At 47.7% G+C, this 15,773-nt stretch carries 17 protein-coding genes and 1 pseudogene; 1 reads left to right on the forward strand and 17 read right to left on the reverse strand.

The features are described from left to right. Window positions 1-7: 7 nt before the first annotated feature. From KTH90_RS17185 to KTH90_RS17200, 4 genes are all read right to left on the reverse strand, one after another. Window positions 8-979, reverse strand: coding sequence for an ABC transporter ATP-binding protein (locus KTH90_RS17185; RefSeq protein ID WP_158354469.1), 972 nt, complete (start codon window positions 977-979; stop codon window positions 8-10). 17 nt (window positions 980-996) lie between these two features. Then, window positions 997-1,875: an ABC transporter permease gene (locus KTH90_RS17190; protein WP_158354446.1), complete on the reverse strand. Its 879-nt coding sequence runs from the start codon at window positions 1,873-1,875 to the stop codon at window positions 997-999. Next, a complete protein-coding gene (locus tag KTH90_RS17195; protein ID WP_158354449.1) occupies window positions 1,872-2,825 on the reverse strand; it encodes an ABC transporter permease in 954 nt (317 codons plus the stop codon). Before KTH90_RS17195 ends, KTH90_RS17190 begins: the two co-directional genes overlap by 4 nt. 145 nt (window positions 2,826-2,970) lie before the next feature. Next, entirely contained in the window at window positions 2,971-4,662 is a 1,692-nt protein-coding gene (locus KTH90_RS17200) for an ABC transporter substrate-binding protein (RefSeq protein WP_158354451.1), read from the reverse strand. A 195-nt stretch (window positions 4,663-4,857) separates the two neighbouring features. On the opposite strand from KTH90_RS17200, the pseudogene KTH90_RS25590 reads away from it, so the two are divergent. Next, window positions 4,858-4,950: pseudogene (locus KTH90_RS25590) on the forward strand (transposase); the annotation flags it as partial. A gap of 347 nt (window positions 4,951-5,297) precedes the next feature. Here KTH90_RS25590 and KTH90_RS17205 read toward each other — a convergent pair. From KTH90_RS17205 to KTH90_RS17265, 13 genes are all read right to left on the reverse strand, one after another. Beyond that, a complete protein-coding gene (locus KTH90_RS17205) occupies window positions 5,298-5,573 on the reverse strand; it encodes a DUF2442 domain-containing protein (protein ID WP_158354453.1) in 276 nt (91 codons plus the stop codon). A 113-nt stretch (window positions 5,574-5,686) separates the two neighbouring features. Beyond that, complete coding sequence (locus KTH90_RS25500) at window positions 5,687-5,749, reverse strand: hypothetical protein (RefSeq protein WP_408626297.1); 63 nt, start codon at window positions 5,747-5,749, stop codon at window positions 5,687-5,689. A 242-nt stretch (window positions 5,750-5,991) separates the two neighbouring features. Then, window positions 5,992-6,384, reverse strand: a complete 393-nt coding sequence (gene rpsI / locus KTH90_RS17215) for a 30S ribosomal protein S9 (protein ID WP_158355569.1) — start codon at window positions 6,382-6,384, stop codon at window positions 5,992-5,994. A 28-nt stretch (window positions 6,385-6,412) separates the two neighbouring features. Continuing rightward, window positions 6,413-6,841: a 50S ribosomal protein L13 gene (gene rplM / locus KTH90_RS17220; protein ID WP_238727118.1), complete on the reverse strand. Its 429-nt coding sequence runs from the start codon at window positions 6,839-6,841 to the stop codon at window positions 6,413-6,415. Window positions 6,842-7,044: 203 nt separating this feature from the next. Beyond that, entirely contained in the window at window positions 7,045-8,418 is a 1,374-nt protein-coding gene (locus KTH90_RS17225; RefSeq protein WP_238727119.1) for an MATE family efflux transporter, read from the reverse strand. Window positions 8,419-8,436: 18 nt separating this feature from the next. Beyond that, complete coding sequence (gene truA / locus KTH90_RS17230; protein ID WP_158355571.1) at window positions 8,437-9,177, reverse strand: tRNA pseudouridine(38-40) synthase TruA; 741 nt, start codon at window positions 9,175-9,177, stop codon at window positions 8,437-8,439. Between the two features lie 115 nt (window positions 9,178-9,292). Next, on the reverse strand, window positions 9,293-10,105 hold the full coding sequence (locus tag KTH90_RS17235; protein ID WP_158345583.1) for an energy-coupling factor transporter transmembrane component T family protein: 813 nt from the start codon (window positions 10,103-10,105) through the stop codon (window positions 9,293-9,295). After that, the gene (locus KTH90_RS17240) at window positions 10,102-10,989 is read right to left on the reverse strand and encodes an energy-coupling factor transporter ATPase (RefSeq protein ID WP_158355572.1); all 888 of its coding nucleotides are present in this window, start codon (window positions 10,987-10,989) and stop codon (window positions 10,102-10,104) included. Before KTH90_RS17240 ends, KTH90_RS17235 begins: the two co-directional genes overlap by 4 nt. Then, window positions 10,977-11,819, reverse strand: a complete 843-nt coding sequence (locus KTH90_RS17245) for an energy-coupling factor transporter ATPase (protein WP_275061427.1) — start codon at window positions 11,817-11,819, stop codon at window positions 10,977-10,979. The genes KTH90_RS17240 and KTH90_RS17245 overlap by 13 nt, the downstream gene beginning before the upstream one ends. A 24-nt stretch (window positions 11,820-11,843) precedes the next feature. Continuing rightward, window positions 11,844-12,347 carry a GtrA family protein gene (locus tag KTH90_RS17250; RefSeq protein ID WP_158345581.1) on the reverse strand — a complete coding sequence of 168 codons (504 nt, stop codon included), beginning with the start codon at window positions 12,345-12,347 and terminating at the stop codon, window positions 11,844-11,846. A 368-nt stretch (window positions 12,348-12,715) separates the two neighbouring features. Beyond that, window positions 12,716-13,693 (reverse strand): transketolase family protein, encoded by a 978-nt coding sequence (locus KTH90_RS17255; protein ID WP_238727120.1) that lies wholly within the window; start codon window positions 13,691-13,693, stop codon window positions 12,716-12,718. Further along, window positions 13,690-14,571, reverse strand: a complete 882-nt coding sequence (locus KTH90_RS17260) for a transketolase (RefSeq protein WP_238727121.1) — start codon at window positions 14,569-14,571, stop codon at window positions 13,690-13,692. Before KTH90_RS17260 ends, KTH90_RS17255 begins: the two co-directional genes overlap by 4 nt. 26 nt (window positions 14,572-14,597) lie before the next feature. After that, window positions 14,598-15,770, reverse strand: coding sequence for an NAD(P)-dependent malic enzyme (locus KTH90_RS17265; RefSeq protein WP_238727122.1), 1,173 nt, complete (start codon window positions 15,768-15,770; stop codon window positions 14,598-14,600). Window positions 15,771-15,773 lie beyond the last annotated feature (3 nt).

Here is a 15,773-nt window from a genome sequence, read left to right on the forward strand (position 1 = left end):
TTTCCTCCTATCCTTGCAGGCGGCAGCGGCAGAAATGCCCCTGCTCCACTTCCTGAAACTCTGTCACTCCCTGCCGGCAGCTATCCTTTGCCTGCGGACATCTCGGTGCGAATATGCAGCCCCCGGGCAGGCAGGTCGGATCCGGCGGCGAACCGGAAATGGGTGTCAGCCGTTTCTGATTACGGCTCATACTGGGCAGGGAGCCGAATAATCCGCGTGTATAGGGATGGGACGGCTTGTGAAAGACCGCTTCCTTTGAGCCATATTCAATAATCTGCCCTGCATATACCACCGCTACGTTATCGCTGGTTTCCGCCACCACGCCTAAATCATGGGTAATCAGTATCATGGACGTGCCGTGACGCTGCTTCAAATCCTTAATCAACTCCAACACTTGTGCCTGTATCGTCACATCCAGCGCCGTCGTCGGCTCATCCGCCAGCAGCAGCAGCGGATTGCACGCAAGTGCCATCGCAATCACGACCCTCTGCTTCATACCTCCGGAGAATTCAAACGGATATTCCGCGAAGCGTCCTTGTGAAATACCTACCATTTCCAGCATTTCCCCAGCCTTTTCCACGGCCTCCCCATGGCTTATATCCTGATGCAGCATCAGTCCCTCCACAATCTGCTCTCCTATCGTCATCAGAGGATTCAGGGCCGTCATCGGATCCTGAAAAATCATTGCCACCTTTTCTCCTCGGAACTTCAGCATTTTCTCCTCCGAAAGCGACGTCAGCTCCTGTCCGTCCAGCCATATTTCCCCATGCAGCAGCTTAGCGGGAGGGTTGGGCAGTATTCTCATTATCGATTTGGCAATGGTCGTCTTGCCCGCTCCAGTCTCTCCTACCAGCGCCAGCGTTTCTCCTTTATTCATCTCAAAAGAGACGCCATTGACTGCCTGCACCGTTTTTTTGCCGGAAGTATATATAACCTCCAAATCCCTAACTGATAAAAACGGGATCTTTTCTCCATTCATCATGTTCTATCCTCCTGTTATTTACGCAGCTTTGGATCCATAGCGTCGCGCAGGCCGTCTCCAATCAGATTAATTGCCAGCACCGTAAACGCGATGAACAATCCGGGAAACATAATCAGATGCGGATAATTCAAAATATGCGTGCGTGCATCCGCCAGCATGGCTCCCCACTCGGGGGTCGGAGGCTGTACCCCAAGGCCGATATAGGACAGTGCCGCAGCCATCGTAATCGTCATACCGATTCCCATCGTCGCATCCACGATAACAGGGGAAACCACATTCGGAAGCAGATGGCGGAACATAATACTGAATTTAGAACAGTTAATGGATTCTGCCGCCTCCAGATATTCCTTGGAGCGTTCCGACAGGATCTGCCCCCGGATAAGCCTTACGCCAACGGGCACATTCCCCACCGATAACGCCAGCACCGTATTGAAGAAGCCTGAGCCCAGCGCCGCGGAAATTAAAATGCACAATAATATACTGGGCAGGGAAGACCAGATGTCCATCAGACGCATAATCAAGGTCTCAGCCTTGCCGCCAAAATATCCTGCGATGCTTCCGATCACAATTCCGATCACCGAACCAAATACCGCCGCACAAAGGCCAAGCGCCAAAGAATATCGGCCGCCGTACAAAAGACGGCTGAATACGTCCCTTCCCATACCGTCCGTACCACAGATATGCCGTAAACCGGGAGTACTGTACATATTTTTTAAATCCATCTCATTCACGCCATACGGCGCAAGCACAGATGCGGATATACATGCCGTCACCATAATGAGCAGCATAATAATGCCCACCTTCGCTCCCGGATTTTTCCAGATACGCTGCATTGTTTCACCCCAAAGCGAGGTCCCTTTGGAGGCCGTCGTTTTAACATTATATTTCGTCATATCTTCCGCCTCTTTCCCGCATTGGAATACTGCGCCTTTATTCTGGGATCAACGAATGCATATACCATATCCACCAAGAGCATGGAAACCGCCGTAAATATGGCAAAGAACAACACGCAGGCACGTACTACGGGGTAATCCCGCCCATTGATCGCCGTCAGCAGATACAGTCCGACGCCCGGGATGGAGAATACGCTCTCAATGACCGCGGAACCTGCCACGATTCGGGCAAAGCCCGTTCCAATAGAGGTAATGATCGGCATCAATGCATTGGGCAGCATGTGTTTAAACACTACTTTCCGTTCCTTCTGCCCCTTCGCCCTGGCCGTCGTTATAAAGTCCTCCCGGAATACGCCGAGAATACTGGCCCGCGTCTGTCTGGCATTGACTGCGATCCCGCCCAGCGCACTGCATATGATCGGCATGATATAGTATTCCGGCCCGCCGATACCATAAGATGGCAGCCATCCAAGTTTTGCTGAGAATAACAGAATCATCAGCAGCGCTACCCAAAAATCAGGACAGGATATGAATATCATCGCAATTCCCATCGTTAAGGAATCCTGCCATTTCCCCTCATGGGTCGCTGCGAAAATTCCCATCGGCAGTCCCAGTGCCAGATTCAGAAGCATCGCGGGCAGGCCGATTATAATCGTCCGCGGAAGCCTCACCAACAGCTCCTGCAGCACCGGCTTGTTGTATATCCAGGATGTTCCCAGGTCAAACCGGATAAATGTATTGTAAAAAAAGCTTCCCATCTGCTGCAGATAGGATTTGTCCAATCCCATAATATGCCGCAGGTTCTCGATGTCGGCCGCATTAGCGCTTCCTCCGGCGATGATGACGGCAGGATCGCCCGGCGTAAAAAAGAGTATAGTAAAAATAATAAAGGATGTTCCAAGTATTATGACGATCATCCATAGAAGCCTGTTTAAAATATATTTTCCCATTGCTATTCTCCGTTTCACAAGAATGGCGGTATCCTGTTATGAAAACCCCGGTTCCGGGGAAACGGTATACCGCCAATTTGTGTGTAATCAAATTGCTGATGTCTGCCACATCAGACGACCGCAATCATATCAGACGTGCCAAGGACTAATCCAGATAATAGTCACATGCGCCGGGACGGAGGAATTCGCTCTCGCGGTAAACCAGCGTCGCAAAGCAATCGTTATAAACCGCGTTCATCTGCGGGCTGCACAGCGCATGATAATAGGCGTTTTCCACCATATACTCGTGCATCTTTGTCATGTTCTCCGGTGTATGTCCCTCTACTGATTTCACCTGAATCAAATTCTCCTGCAACGTTTCATCGTGAATGAAGGCCATGTTATACCCAGTACCAAACTCATCGTAGTTCACCGGACGATTCCATTCGCCTGCCTGGAAGCCGCCGCCGATCTGATTAATCAGCAGATCCCACTTGTCGCTGTCCAGCATATCCGTCTGCATCAGGCCCATTTCTTCAGCAACTATTTCCACATGAATTCCCACATTCAGAAGCAATGCCTGCATCATCGTCATGATGGTCTTGCCCACCTCATCACTGCTAAAGAGCAGCTTCAGGGTCTCACCGCTATAGTTCGACTGCGCCAGATATTCTTTGGCCTTTTCCACATCACAAACCGCCATATAGTTGTCCGGATTAGACTCCCACTCCGAATTATAATCACTAAAGAAGGGAGTCCCAAATGCTTTTGCCGGAATACAGGTTCCCGTTGCGGCTGCAATTGCCTCATTATCCAGCGCATAGAATATCGCCTTGCGCAGATTCACATCCGCCGTCGCCTTCCCCTCCATATTGTTAGCCATCAGCACATAGAGCGCGCTGCCCTGCGTAATATAAACATCGCAGTCCTTTGCATACTGGCCGCCCTCCTGGAAATCCGCCAGATTCTCACCCGGCACATACTCTGAATATTGGATCTGTCCGGTGCTCAGCGCGATGACGTGTTGTGACGTCTCGGCAATAATATCATATTCAACAGTCTTAACATTCGCGTCATGCTCAGGATCCCGAAGCTCATCCTTCTGCCAGTACTTTTCGTTTTCTTCCAGTTTTACATGAGCCCCTGCCACAAAGTCTGTGACCTTATAAGGCCCGGTGGCAACCGGTGCATCCTGGAAATTGCCGTTCTCATAGGCTTTCTGTGAGAAGATACAGGTCCGGCACCAGGGCCACTCCAGCGCTCCCACGGAGTCAATCGGCGCGGTCCAGGTGAATTCCACCGTGTAATCATCTATCTTTTTCACACTTTCAAAGCTTGCGTATTTAAACGCGTTTCCCGATTCTACCAGCTCGTTGAAAGAAAATACTACATCGTCGGCGGTGATATGATTCCCCTCAGAGTCATAGATATAATCATAAATCTCCACCTGCCAGTGCAAATCGTCTACCTCTTTATATCCTTTGGCTAAGATCGGCACATACTCGTTGTCCCGATAGTCAAACAATGTTTCATACACGTTATAATATATGTACAGCTTACTCGTATCGCCGTTTAAGTTCGTAGGTCCTAAGTCTTTCGGATCGCTGATCAGTCCGATGGAAACTTTGTCATACTGCTCCCCGTCCGCCGTCGTCTTACGGGATGCATCCGCTTCCGGCGCTTCCTTTTGCTCCTGTTCCTGTGTCTGCTCCTGTGTCTGCCCTGCGCTTTCCCCCTGGTCTGCTGCCGCATCACTTGCATGGGGCGAACTGCCGCAGCCTGCCAGTGATGCTGTCATCAGACAGACTGACATCAGCAATCCGAATAACCTTTTTCGTTTCTTCTCATTACTTTTCATTTAGTCCTCCTCCAATTTGTTCACTTTTGAAATAGTTTCCTATGTTTCCCACGAGCTCTCATGGCAATTTTTCCAAAAAGCGGCTAATTTCGTATCGCTTTTTGTATGTTTATTATAGATGATAGGGCTTGCGTCAGCAAATCCTTTTCAGCCTCGATTTGGTCCAAAATAGAAATATTTCCAGTAGATAATAAATATCTTCTCGATGGCATGAAGGCACCTTCTTTTGCCACTTTCGGCAACATCATCCGAAAGGAGCTTACGGATTCGATAGAACAGATTTTTTTGGGATTTCTTACGGAGGATGATGACCTGGATGACGATGAATTTGAAGAAGGATTTTATATTGATCTCTTCTAACCACCGTCTGTTTACTTTGCTCGCATTTTGCGGGCTTTTTTAATCAATAGTTCGCCATTTGGCGAACTTTCTTATTATAAAAAAGAAAGGACATTCCCCAGTATTTCTACTGAAAAATGTCCTATACATATCATTGATATGTTGCATTCCGCCTGAATTCCAGCACATCTGACAACTTTCCACAACTCCTGTAACCCTTGTAAAATGGGCATTTCCAGGTTACGTGTTCGTTACCCGTATGTTCCCATTCATACCCATATCTTCTGACCTCCATATTACGCTATTTGTTCCACCGCGAACGGAAGCCCATATAATGTATCAGGGTCAATATCCAAACATGCAGCGTTATCCCGGTTCTTAAGAATATCCCACGCAAGGGTATCATTCAATACCGTACAGGTATCCATAAAAACATCAATATCTTTTAGTGGATAAAACGCTTCTTTCTCAATCATTTGTGACATAACATAACGCACAATTTTACCATCTTCAAAGTACACATATACAGAGTAGTCTTTCATTGGTATCACTTGTACAACCTTGGGAAACATATTATCACCTCCTGCTATACTAAAGGATTAATTCTATTCAGCGGCTTCCCATCTTTTGACAATTCCCAATTCTGCATCAATTCGTCTTGATGAAGAACACACCACGCTAATATTCACTTTAATTGTCTTGAAGGCAAAGCACCTTTTATTATTCTTGCTTTCTCTATTTCTACTATTGCCTTATTCCCGTTATATTCTGCATGAAAATGTGGGGGATATGGTCATCATAATACATTGTTACCCTAATACCATAAAATAGTGATATTTCCGGCATTATATATTCCTCCTACTCATTTCAGTGTTTAATATATATTGTTGACACTAATTATCGTTCGCACTAATTATACCACAGCTTTCACTTCAAAAAAACCCACAAACATAATGTTTGTGGGTTTCCATACATTGTAATATGCAGTTCTTATCTCTTTGAAAACTGAGGTGCTCTACGAGCTGCTTTGAGACCGTATTTCTTACGCTCTTTCATTCTCGGATCTCTGGTTAAGTATCCGGCTTTTTTCAGGATCTGACGATACTCCGGATCTGCCTGAAGCAGCGCTCTTGCGATACCATGACGGATCGCTCCTGCCTGTCCTGTGAATCCGCCGCCGCGTACATTTACCAGCACGTCAAACTTATCTGCTGTCTCAGTCGCGGTCAGAGGCTGACGAACGATAACCTTTAAGGTTTCCATTCCCAGATACTCGTCGATGCTTCTTTTATTTATTGTAATATTACCGGTTCCAGGTACCAAATATACTCTGGCAATCGATTTTTTTCTTCTTCCGGTTCCATAATATCTTGCTTTCGCCACTGTAATTTACCTCCTTATCGTACCTTTCTTAAAATGTTAATACTACGGGCTTCTGAGCCTCATGTCCGTGCTCTGCGCCTGCGTATACATGAAGTTTCTTATACATTTGCCTTCCCAAAGGTCCTTTCGGAAGCATGCCTTTTACAGCCAATTCCACAACTTTTTCCGGTTTTTTGTCCATCATCTCTTTTAAGGTGGTTTCTTTCATACCGCCTACATAATCGGAATGATGATAATAGATTTTCTGATCCATTTTCTTGCCGGTAACTTTGATCTTGTCGGCATTGACTACGATTACGTAATCACCGGTATCCACGTGAGGAGTGAAGATCGGTTTATTCTTACCTCTTAAAACTTTTGCTACTTCTGATGCCAAGCGGCCTAATGTATGTCCAGTAGCGTCAACTACATACCATTTTCTTTCCACTGTTGCCGGACTAGCCATGTAACTCTTCATTGGTTTTCCTCCTTAAATCTCAGTTTCCTTCATATGGAAAATGCCTGTTACCGGGGCTTGGATGCAGACATTTACGCACTTCGTCACATTGAGTTATTATATTATACTGATCCGTGTGTGTCAAGTGCATTTTCCGATTTTTTCTAAATTTACCATCTAAACATTTACCTTCTAAGAATCTAAGTTCATAATACACTATTAACTCAGATCGCTTTCTCCCGCCATTTCCCGCGGCAGTAGAAAAACCAGGTGATGACCGCTCCCAACAGCCAGGATATCAGCAGGGAAATATATACGCATTCCTGCCTGCCGTTGGGCAGCTCAGGGGTTCTGGTGAGAAAAGCGATTCCGTAGGCAATAGGGACCCGGATGACGATGGTGGTGACGACCGATATCCACATGGGGGTCATAGTGTCGCCGGCTCCTCTCATGACACCGGAAAGGCTCTGGGTGACCGCCATGGCGATGTAGCCCACTGCCAGGATCTGCATCATACGCATGCTAAGAGTCACCAGATCAGGGGTGTTGGTGAAAATCCCCATCAGATGACGGCCAAACAGGAGGATCAAGAGGGTTATGGCTGTAGAGGTAATGACGGCCATGACGGTGCCCTGCTTGGCTCCGGTATGTACATTGTCATAGCGCCGGGCGCCCACGTTTTGTCCCGTGTAGGTGGTCATGGCTGTTCCGAAGGAGAAGTTGGGCAGCATTGCGAAGCCGTCAACCCGCATGACCATAACGTTGGCCGCGATGAACATTTCCCCGTAACTGTTGGTCAGGGACTGGACTACGATCATAGCCATGGACATGATCGCCTGCGTGATTCCGGAAGGAAGGCCCAGTCTCACGATAGCCGCGGAGTGCTTTTTATGGAGCTTCATATAACTTGGCTTCAGATCAAATACATCGGTCATTCGGGACAGCTTAATATAACACAGGACCGCAGATACCGCCTGGGCGATGATGGTAGCCAGGGCTACCCCCGAAACGCCCATATGGAAATAGATCACGAACACCAGATCCAGGATAATATTTAATATGCAGGATATGATCAGGTATAACAGGGCGGAGACGGAATCCCCAAGGCCCCGGAGAATACCGCTTAATATGTTGTAAAAGGCCAGCCCGGCAACTCCCAGAAAGAGAATTCTTAAATAGGAGGTGCACCAGTCTATAATACTGTCGGGAGTATTGAGAAGCTGTAACAAGGGCCTGGAGGCCAGCGTGGCAACGATCATAACGAAGACCGACGCCAGGGCAGTCAGCACGAGACAGTTTCCAATGGTGCTGGATAATTCTTCCCGCTTTTTCGCGCCGAAATATTGGGACACCATGATTCCGGCTCCCACGCTGATTCCGATAAAAAGCACGATTAACAGATTCAAAATGGGCCCTGCACTGCCAACGGCAGCCAGAGCGTTATCTCCCACATAATTGCCGACCACCACACTGTCTACGGTGTTGTATAGCTGCTGGGCTATATTTCCGATCAGCATGGGGACCGTAAAAAATAAAATTTTGTGCCATGGGATACCCTCCGTCATATCCACAGCTCCGAACATCTTTTTCAGATTCATAAAACCCCTCCCCGAGTTTTAAAGATATTGAATCCCCATCAGAGTCAAACCTTTGGCCGGAGCGGTGGGCCCCGCCTTGGATCTGTCACAGGCCGCTAATATATCCCGGACCTGCTCCGGCGGCAGGCTTCCCCTGCCCGCTTCCATCAGCGTCCCGGCTATGATACGGACCATATTATAGAGAAATCCATTTCCTTTCAGGCGGATCGTAATCATTCCGCTCTCTTCTGCCTGTACCGCGGCCTCATAGATCGTGCGCACCGTAGACTGAACCTGGGCGCCGGCACTGCAGAAGCTGGCAAAATCATGTTCCCCTGTCAGATATTTGGCCGCTTCCGCCATCTTAGAGGCATCCAAAGACCAATAGACATGATGGCTGTACAGCCTTACGACCGGGTTCGGAAAAGGCCGGTTGTAGATCCTGTATTCGTATGTTTTTATGGTGTTCTGATACCGGGGATGCCAGTCGGACGGCACCTGGCAGGAATGCTGTATCCGAATATCTTCCGGAAGGCGGACGTTTAAAGCGTAGGAAATCTTCTCCGCCGGTATCCTGGTGTCTGTGTCAAAAACCGCTACATTTCCCAGCGCGTGTACTCCCGCATCGGTGCGGCTGGCGCCGATTAATTCTACTTCTTCCTGCAACAGAGCGGTCAGGCATTTTTTCAGTTCCCCCTCTATCGTGGACGCGTTGTTCTGGATCTGAAATCCGCTGTAGTTCGTCCCGTCATAGGCGACGGTTAGTTTGATTCTTTTCATATACTCACCTGAAAAATGGGTATTCCCTGATTCGGGTTTCCATTAGAATAATAGCTATGCTGCTATAGTGAATGATCCTGTGTCTACCGATCCAGCTTTGTATATCTACCCGGCTTTATACAATGATCCAGAATTGCTTAGCCGCCAGAATCGCCGCCAGATAGATCAGCAGGAACACAAACGCGCCTGCATCATTTTTTCCATAATGCAGCGGTTTCATCTTCGTTCTTCCCTCCCCGCCGTGATAGCATCTGGCTTCCATCGCCATGGCCAGATCGTCGGCCCGGCGAAACGCGGAGATAAACAGCGGCACCAGAAGCGGCACCATGTTCTTTGCCTTCTGTATCAGATTCCCATTTTCAAAATCCGCGCCCCTGGCAATCTGCGCTTTCATAATTTTATCGGTTTCTTCCAGCAGAATCGGTATAAACCGGAGGGCAATGGACATCATCATGGCGATCTCATGCACGGGAATATGAATTTTCTTCAAAGGGCCCAGCACGCTCTCCAGCCCGTCTGTCAGGTCGTTGGGCGTAGTCGTCAAGGTCATAACCGAGGACCCGATCACCAGATACGTTAGCCGCACCGCCATGAAGGCGGCGGTGTAGAGGCCCTGATCCGTGATCCGGATAAACCATTTGTCAAACAGGACGTTGCCGTCCCGGATCAGCAGCACGTTGAACAGCATGGCAATGATCAGGATCAGCAGAATGGCCTTAAGTCCCCGCACCATGAATTTAAAGGGTACCTTCGAGAGCCGGATGACGGTCACCAGAAAGGCCGTAGCCACCAGGTAACCGGCGATGCTTTTAAACAGGAACAAAGAGATGATAAACGTCAGCGTGCCGATCAGCTTTGTCCTGGGGTCCAGCCGGTGAATCGGGGAATCCACCGGATAATATTGTCCTATCGTTATATCCCTAATCATACATTCTCACACCTATTCCCTGCGCTGTCATGCTTTTTCTTCCAGGCGCTTACAATCGCTTCCTTTGCCTCCTCCACCGTGGTGGCGTCAGTGTCCACATCCATTCCCCGCTCATTCAAACGGTGCATGATATAGGTCACCTGAGGCGCGGCCAGACCGACCTGCTCCAGCTCTTTGTAATGCCGGAACACTTCCTTTGGCGCTGCGTCGAACATGACGGCTCCCTGATTCATCACAATGATTCTGTCCACATACTTTGCGATATCTTCCATGCTGTGGGATACTAAAATAACCGTCAATCCGCTCTCCTGATGCAGCTTTGCGATCTGATCCAGGATATCATCCCGGCCTTTCGGATCCAGCCCGGCGGTAGGCTCATCCAGGATCAGCACTTCCGGTTTCATCGCCAGCACTCCCGCGATCGCCACCCGGCGCTTCTGTCCCCCGGAAAGTTCAAAGGGGGAGTGCCCGTAGAATTCCTCCGATACCCCTACCATCCTCAGCGCTTCCCTGGCGCGTTCCTCGGCTTCCTCACGGGTTAAACCCTGATTTTTGGGCCCGTAGCAGACATCGCTCAGCACATCGATCTCGAACAGCTGATGCTCCGGGTACTGAAAGACCAGACCAACCTGGCTGCGCAGCTCCTTCATATTATAATGCGCTCCATAGATATCCTGGCCCTGAAAATAGATATGGCCGCTGGTAGCCCGGATCAACCCGTTCAGATGCTGGATCAGCGTGGATTTTCCGGAACCGGTATGGCCGATCAGGCCCACGAACTGCCCTTTCGGAATCTCCAGGCTGACGTCTTTGAGCGCCTGGATCTCATAGGCAGTTTCCGCACCGTATATATAATTGACATGTTCTACTTTTAAGACTGACATAAAGCATTCACCAACTCATCGATTGAGAGAATTCCATCCGGCAGCGGAATCCCTTCTTTTTTCAGCTCATGTGCCAACAGGGTCACCTGCGGCACGTCCAGCCGGTACCGTTTCAATTCGTCCACCCTGCTGAAGATTTCCCTGGGCGTTCCACGCATGACGATTTTTCCCTCGTCCATCACCACTACTTTATCGGCGTATACCACTTCTTCCATATAATGGGTGATCAGCAGTACGGTCACATCCTCCACCTGATTTAACGCCCGGATCGTGCGGATCACTTCTTTTCGTCCGTTGGGGTCCAGCATGGCCGTCGGCTCGTCCAGAATAATACACTTAGGATGCATGGCCACGACTCCGGCGATAGCCACCCGCTGTTTCTGGCCGCCGGACAGCTTGTTCGGCGAGTGGTGGCGGTAGGCGGTCATGCCTACTGCTTTCAGGCTCTCATCCACCCGCTCCCAGATCTCCTTTGTGGGCACACCCATATTTTCCGGGCCAAATCCCACGTCTTCTTCCACAATGGTTCCGATGATCTGATTGTCCGGATTCTGGAACACCATACCGGCCGACTGGCGGATATCCCACAGATGCCCTTCGTCCCTGGTATCCATGTCCCCGATCCAGACCGTGCCTTCCGAGGGCACCAGAATCGCGTTGATATGCTTGGCCAGTGTGGATTTCCCGGAACCGTTATGGCCCAGGATCGCTACGAAATCCCCTTTTTCCACATCCAAATCCACGTGGTCTACGGCCCGGTCTACCTCTTCGACGTTTCCCTCTTCGTCCCGTTTAATATAATCATATACTAATTTTGCAGTCCGAATCATACCCACCTGTATCACCGTTCTTTCTTAGCTATGCTTCTTCTTTCCTTTAAAAGCCCAGAATTTATTCAGTATAAAATTAATGGGCGTTGTTACCACGACCGTTATGATCGGTCCCAGGAACTCCGGCACATGCAGCAGATCCACCCACAGGAACAGGAGTACCGCGGAGACCACATAAGAAAATGCGTAGGAGGCGTACACCTTCGCCAGCGCCTGCCACATGCTGCGCTCTTCTTCCTCTTTCTTTTCAAACACCAGCCGGTTATTCCAGAAGAAAGAATTCAGGATTCCCAGCATGTAACCGATCAGATTGCTGACCTGATAATGGATTCCCAGGGAAACCCCTATTAAAAATATGACATACGAGACAACCGTGTTGCTGAGCCCCACAATTGAGAATTTTACAAATTGCATAAATGCGTTCCACTGCCCGTCCGAGATTTCCTTGTGGAACAGCCTCAAAAACCAGGTGATGATAATACGCATCAAATGTTCCAGCCAGTGCCAGAAACGTTTTAATATTTCCATTCTTTTTGAACTCCTACATTATTATGAATAAGAGTTTCGCTCGCGAAACTCTTCGCCTGCGGCGGGCCGCGTAAGCGGTATCTACCTTGCCGCCGCTGTGCGATCCCCCGAAGGGCTTATTTATTCTATAGGCGCACTTTCCTATGGAATAAATAAAAAAATTTACCTTACCTATCATACACTATCATTTACGATTAGGCAACGGAGAAAATTTCAAACTGATTAACATTAGGCTACTCTATAACAGAGCTGTGATGCTCTGATAAAAATTTAAAGAAAATCCAAAAGAGCAAACACGTTCCAACGTATTCGCTCTTATACATGATTTATCATAGAATTCGAAGTTCTCTAAACTTATTTTTGCTAATTCAACATCTTTTTTTCTGTTCTGAGATTTTTCTATCCAACGCTTTTCTGACTTTTCTCACAATATGATCCGCATTCAATTCAAATCTCTGTTTTAAATAGTTTAATGAGCCTACCTCACCAAACTCATCCTCCACAGCCACACATTCCACCGGTACGGGCAATTCTTGTGCTAACAATTCGCATACAGCACTGTAAAGTCCACCTATGCGATTGTGATTTTCAGCTGTGATCACGGCTCCGGTCAAATCTGCGTATTTTAGAACACAATCCCGATCCAAAGGTTTTATTGTAAACATATCCACCACAGTAATCTCTATATTTTCTTTTCTTAAGAGATCAGAGGCTTCCAGAGCTTCCGCTACCATAATTCCACTCGCTATGATAACAGCGTCACCGCCGTGCCGCAGGACACTTCCCTTTCCAATTTGCAGCTTCGAATCTTCGTTATATATTTTTACCATTCTTCCGCGGCCAGCCCTTATGTATTTTACCCCCTTCATCCTGACTGCTTTTTTCATCACGAACTTCAACTCTATTGCGTCCGCTATATCGAAAACAGTAGCGGTTGGAAGAGCCCGGTACAGCGCCATATCCTCAAAAGGCATATGCGTTCCACCATTGTATTCTGCGCAAATTCCAGGATCTGATCCCAGAACCGTAATATCATTTTGGGCATATCCCGCAGACAGATACACTTGATCATAACATCTTCGGGAAGCAAAAGAGCCAAAAGTGTGGATCATTGGTTTAAATCCGGTGGCAGCAAGACCGCAGGCAATTCCAACCATGTTAGCTTCCGCAATTCCACAGTTAATCGCCCTCTTGGGATTTTGTTCCGCCCAACTTTTCGTATCGATACATGACATTAGATCTGCATCCAGATATATAGTCTCCGGATCCTCAACCAGAATCTCCAGAATTGTTTGTCCAATAACCTCTTTCATCTTCTTTACATCCATTTCTCTGCTGCTTTTCATCTTAATCCTCCTGTGTGTTCTTCTTTTTCAGTCAGGCAGGTGTTTAACTTACTCAGCTTTTCATACAGATATTTCAGCCACCTGTCACACTCATCTACTGTAACAGGTATACAGTGGTTATCTTTTTTTACTTCTATTTCGGCAATTCCTTTTCCCTTGACTGTATCGAGTATGACAGCAGTTGGATTTTGTCCTGGTTTCATCCTATTTACCAATACCTCATAGATTTCTATCACATCATTTCCATCAATACGCACAGTGTCAAAACCAAATGCGTTCATTTTTGCACCCAGATCTTCCATATCAAGGATGTCAGCGGTATAACCATCTAATTGCTTTTTATTACAATCAATTAAAACAGTCAAATTTGATAACTTTTTGGCCGCAGCAAACATAAAAGCTTCCCATACCTGGCCCTCATTCGCCTCTCCATCACCAATGATTAGAAAGGTTTTGCTATCTTTTTTTTTCAACATATCACCTAATGCCATACCAACTGCCAGCGAAGCCCCTTGACCTAACGAACCAGTAGTCATATCTACCCCTCTCGTTCTGGTTCTGTCACAATGGCTGGGCAGATTGGTGCCTGGTTCGTTTAATGTCTTTAATTCCTCATAAGGAAAATACCCTTTTAAAGCCAGAGCGGCGTATAAAGCAGGACCTGCATGACCCTTTGAACATACCAGTTTATCCCGGCATTCCCAAAGCGGATTGGATGGATCAATCCTCATAACACCTCCGTATAATGCTGCCAGTGTCTCTACTAAACTTAATGCCCCGCCAAGGTGTCCAAACCCCAGAGCTTTGAATTCCTCCAACATCGCTATTCGAATCTGCAAAGCAAATCTTTGCAGACTGATCTGTACTTTTTTATCCATATCCTAACTCCTCCGATCATGTCTTTTCACAGAAGTGCTGCACCCGATTGGCGAGCAGCAGCCGCTACCGCTGCTGCCACAGCCTTCCCGACTCTTCGGTCAAAAGCATGCGGGATAATATACTCAGCGCACAGCTCTTCTTCCTGGATCAGGGACGCCAAAGCCTCCGCAGCAGCGATTTTCATCGGTTCATTAATCTCTCTGGCCCGTACATCAAATGCGCCTCTGAAAATTCCTGGAAATGCTAATACATTATTAATTTGATTCGGGTAATCACTTCTTCCGGTAGCTACCACTGCTGCTCCGCCAGCGGTAGCTTCCTCCGGACTTATTTCCGGTATAGGATTTGCACAGGCAAATATTACCGCCCTCTCGTTCATAGATTCTACCATATCTTTTGTCAAAACATCCGGTCCGCTCACTCCAATAAATATATCCGCACCTTTTATTACCTCTTTCAGTATACCTTTTCTATTCTCACGGTTCGTCATTCCAGCAATTCTCTCTTTCACCGTATTCATATCTGATCGTCCCCGGTACAGTGCCCCTAACCGGTCACACAGAATCAGCTCCCGAAATCCGTCGTTCAGGAGAAGCTTCGCAATCGCTATTGCGGCCGCGCCTGCCCCGTTTATAATGACCTTTGCCTGCTCTTTTCTCTTATCCACCACCTTTAACGCATTTTTCAGTCCAGCCAAGGTGACAATCGCCGTACCATGCTGATCATCATGAAAAACTGGAATATCGCATTTTTCTTTCAGCTTTCTTTCAATTTCAAAACAGCGTGGGGCTGATATATCCTCCAGGTTGATGCCTCCAAAGCTTCCGGCAATCAAAGAGACGGTATTCACAATCTCATCTACATTTTTGCTTCTGATGCATATGGGGAAAGCATCCACTTCTCCAAACTCTTTAAATAAAACACATTTTCCTTCCATAACAGGCATTCCGGCTTCTGGTCCTATATCCCCCAATCCCAAAACTGCCGTACCGTCTGTTACCACTAGACATAAATTATGACGTCTTGTCAAATCATAACTTCGTGTCGTATCCTTAAAAATTTCCATACAGGGAGCCGCCACTCCAGGAGTGTAAGCCACTGCCAGCTCTTCTCTGGTCTTAACTGGCACCGTTGCCCGAATCTCTATTTTTCCTTTCCACTGTTGATGCCGTTTCAAGGACTCTGCTGCATAATCCATTCT

Origin of the sequence: Diplocloster modestus (genome assembly GCF_019042245.1) — a bacterium.
Classification (GTDB): domain Bacteria; phylum Bacillota; class Clostridia; order Lachnospirales; family Lachnospiraceae; genus Diplocloster; species Diplocloster modestus.

Coding starts and splice junctions, on each gene's coding strand:
- KTH90_RS17185 (WP_158354469.1), bottom strand. CDS start 979: ATGAATGGAGAAAAGATCCCGTTTTTATCAGTTAGGGATTTGGAGGTT.
- KTH90_RS17190 (WP_158354446.1), bottom strand. CDS start 1,875: ATGACGAAATATAATGTTAAAACGACGGCCTCCAAAGGGACCTCGCTT.
- KTH90_RS17195 (WP_158354449.1), bottom strand. CDS start 2,825: ATGGGAAAATATATTTTAAACAGGCTTCTATGGATGATCGTCATAATA.
- KTH90_RS17200 (WP_158354451.1), bottom strand. CDS start 4,662: ATGAAAAGTAATGAGAAGAAACGAAAAAGGTTATTCGGATTGCTGATG.
- KTH90_RS17205 (WP_158354453.1), bottom strand. CDS start 5,573: ATGTTTCCCAAGGTTGTACAAGTGATACCAATGAAAGACTACTCTGTA.
- rplM (WP_238727118.1), bottom strand. CDS start 6,841: ATGAAGAGTTACATGGCTAGTCCGGCAACAGTGGAAAGAAAATGGTAT.
- KTH90_RS17225 (WP_238727119.1), bottom strand. CDS start 8,418: ATGAATCTGAAAAAGATGTTCGGAGCTGTGGATATGACGGAGGGTATC.
- truA (WP_158355571.1), bottom strand. CDS start 9,177: ATGAAAAGAATCAAACTAACCGTCGCCTATGACGGGACGAACTACAGC.
- KTH90_RS17235 (WP_158345583.1), bottom strand. CDS start 10,105: ATGATTAGGGATATAACGATAGGACAATATTATCCGGTGGATTCCCCG.
- KTH90_RS17240 (WP_158355572.1), bottom strand. CDS start 10,989: ATGTCAGTCTTAAAAGTAGAACATGTCAATTATATATACGGTGCGGAA.
- KTH90_RS17245 (WP_275061427.1), bottom strand. CDS start 11,819: ATGATTCGGACTGCAAAATTAGTATATGATTATATTAAACGGGACGAA.
- KTH90_RS17250 (WP_158345581.1), bottom strand. CDS start 12,347: ATGGAAATATTAAAACGTTTCTGGCACTGGCTGGAACATTTGATGCGT.
- KTH90_RS17255 (WP_238727120.1), bottom strand. CDS start 13,693: ATGAAAAGCAGCAGAGAAATGGATGTAAAGAAGATGAAAGAGGTTATT.
- KTH90_RS17260 (WP_238727121.1), bottom strand. CDS start 14,571: ATGGATAAAAAAGTACAGATCAGTCTGCAAAGATTTGCTTTGCAGATT.
- KTH90_RS17265 (WP_238727122.1), bottom strand. CDS start 15,770: ATGGATTATGCAGCAGAGTCCTTGAAACGGCATCAACAGTGGAAAGGA.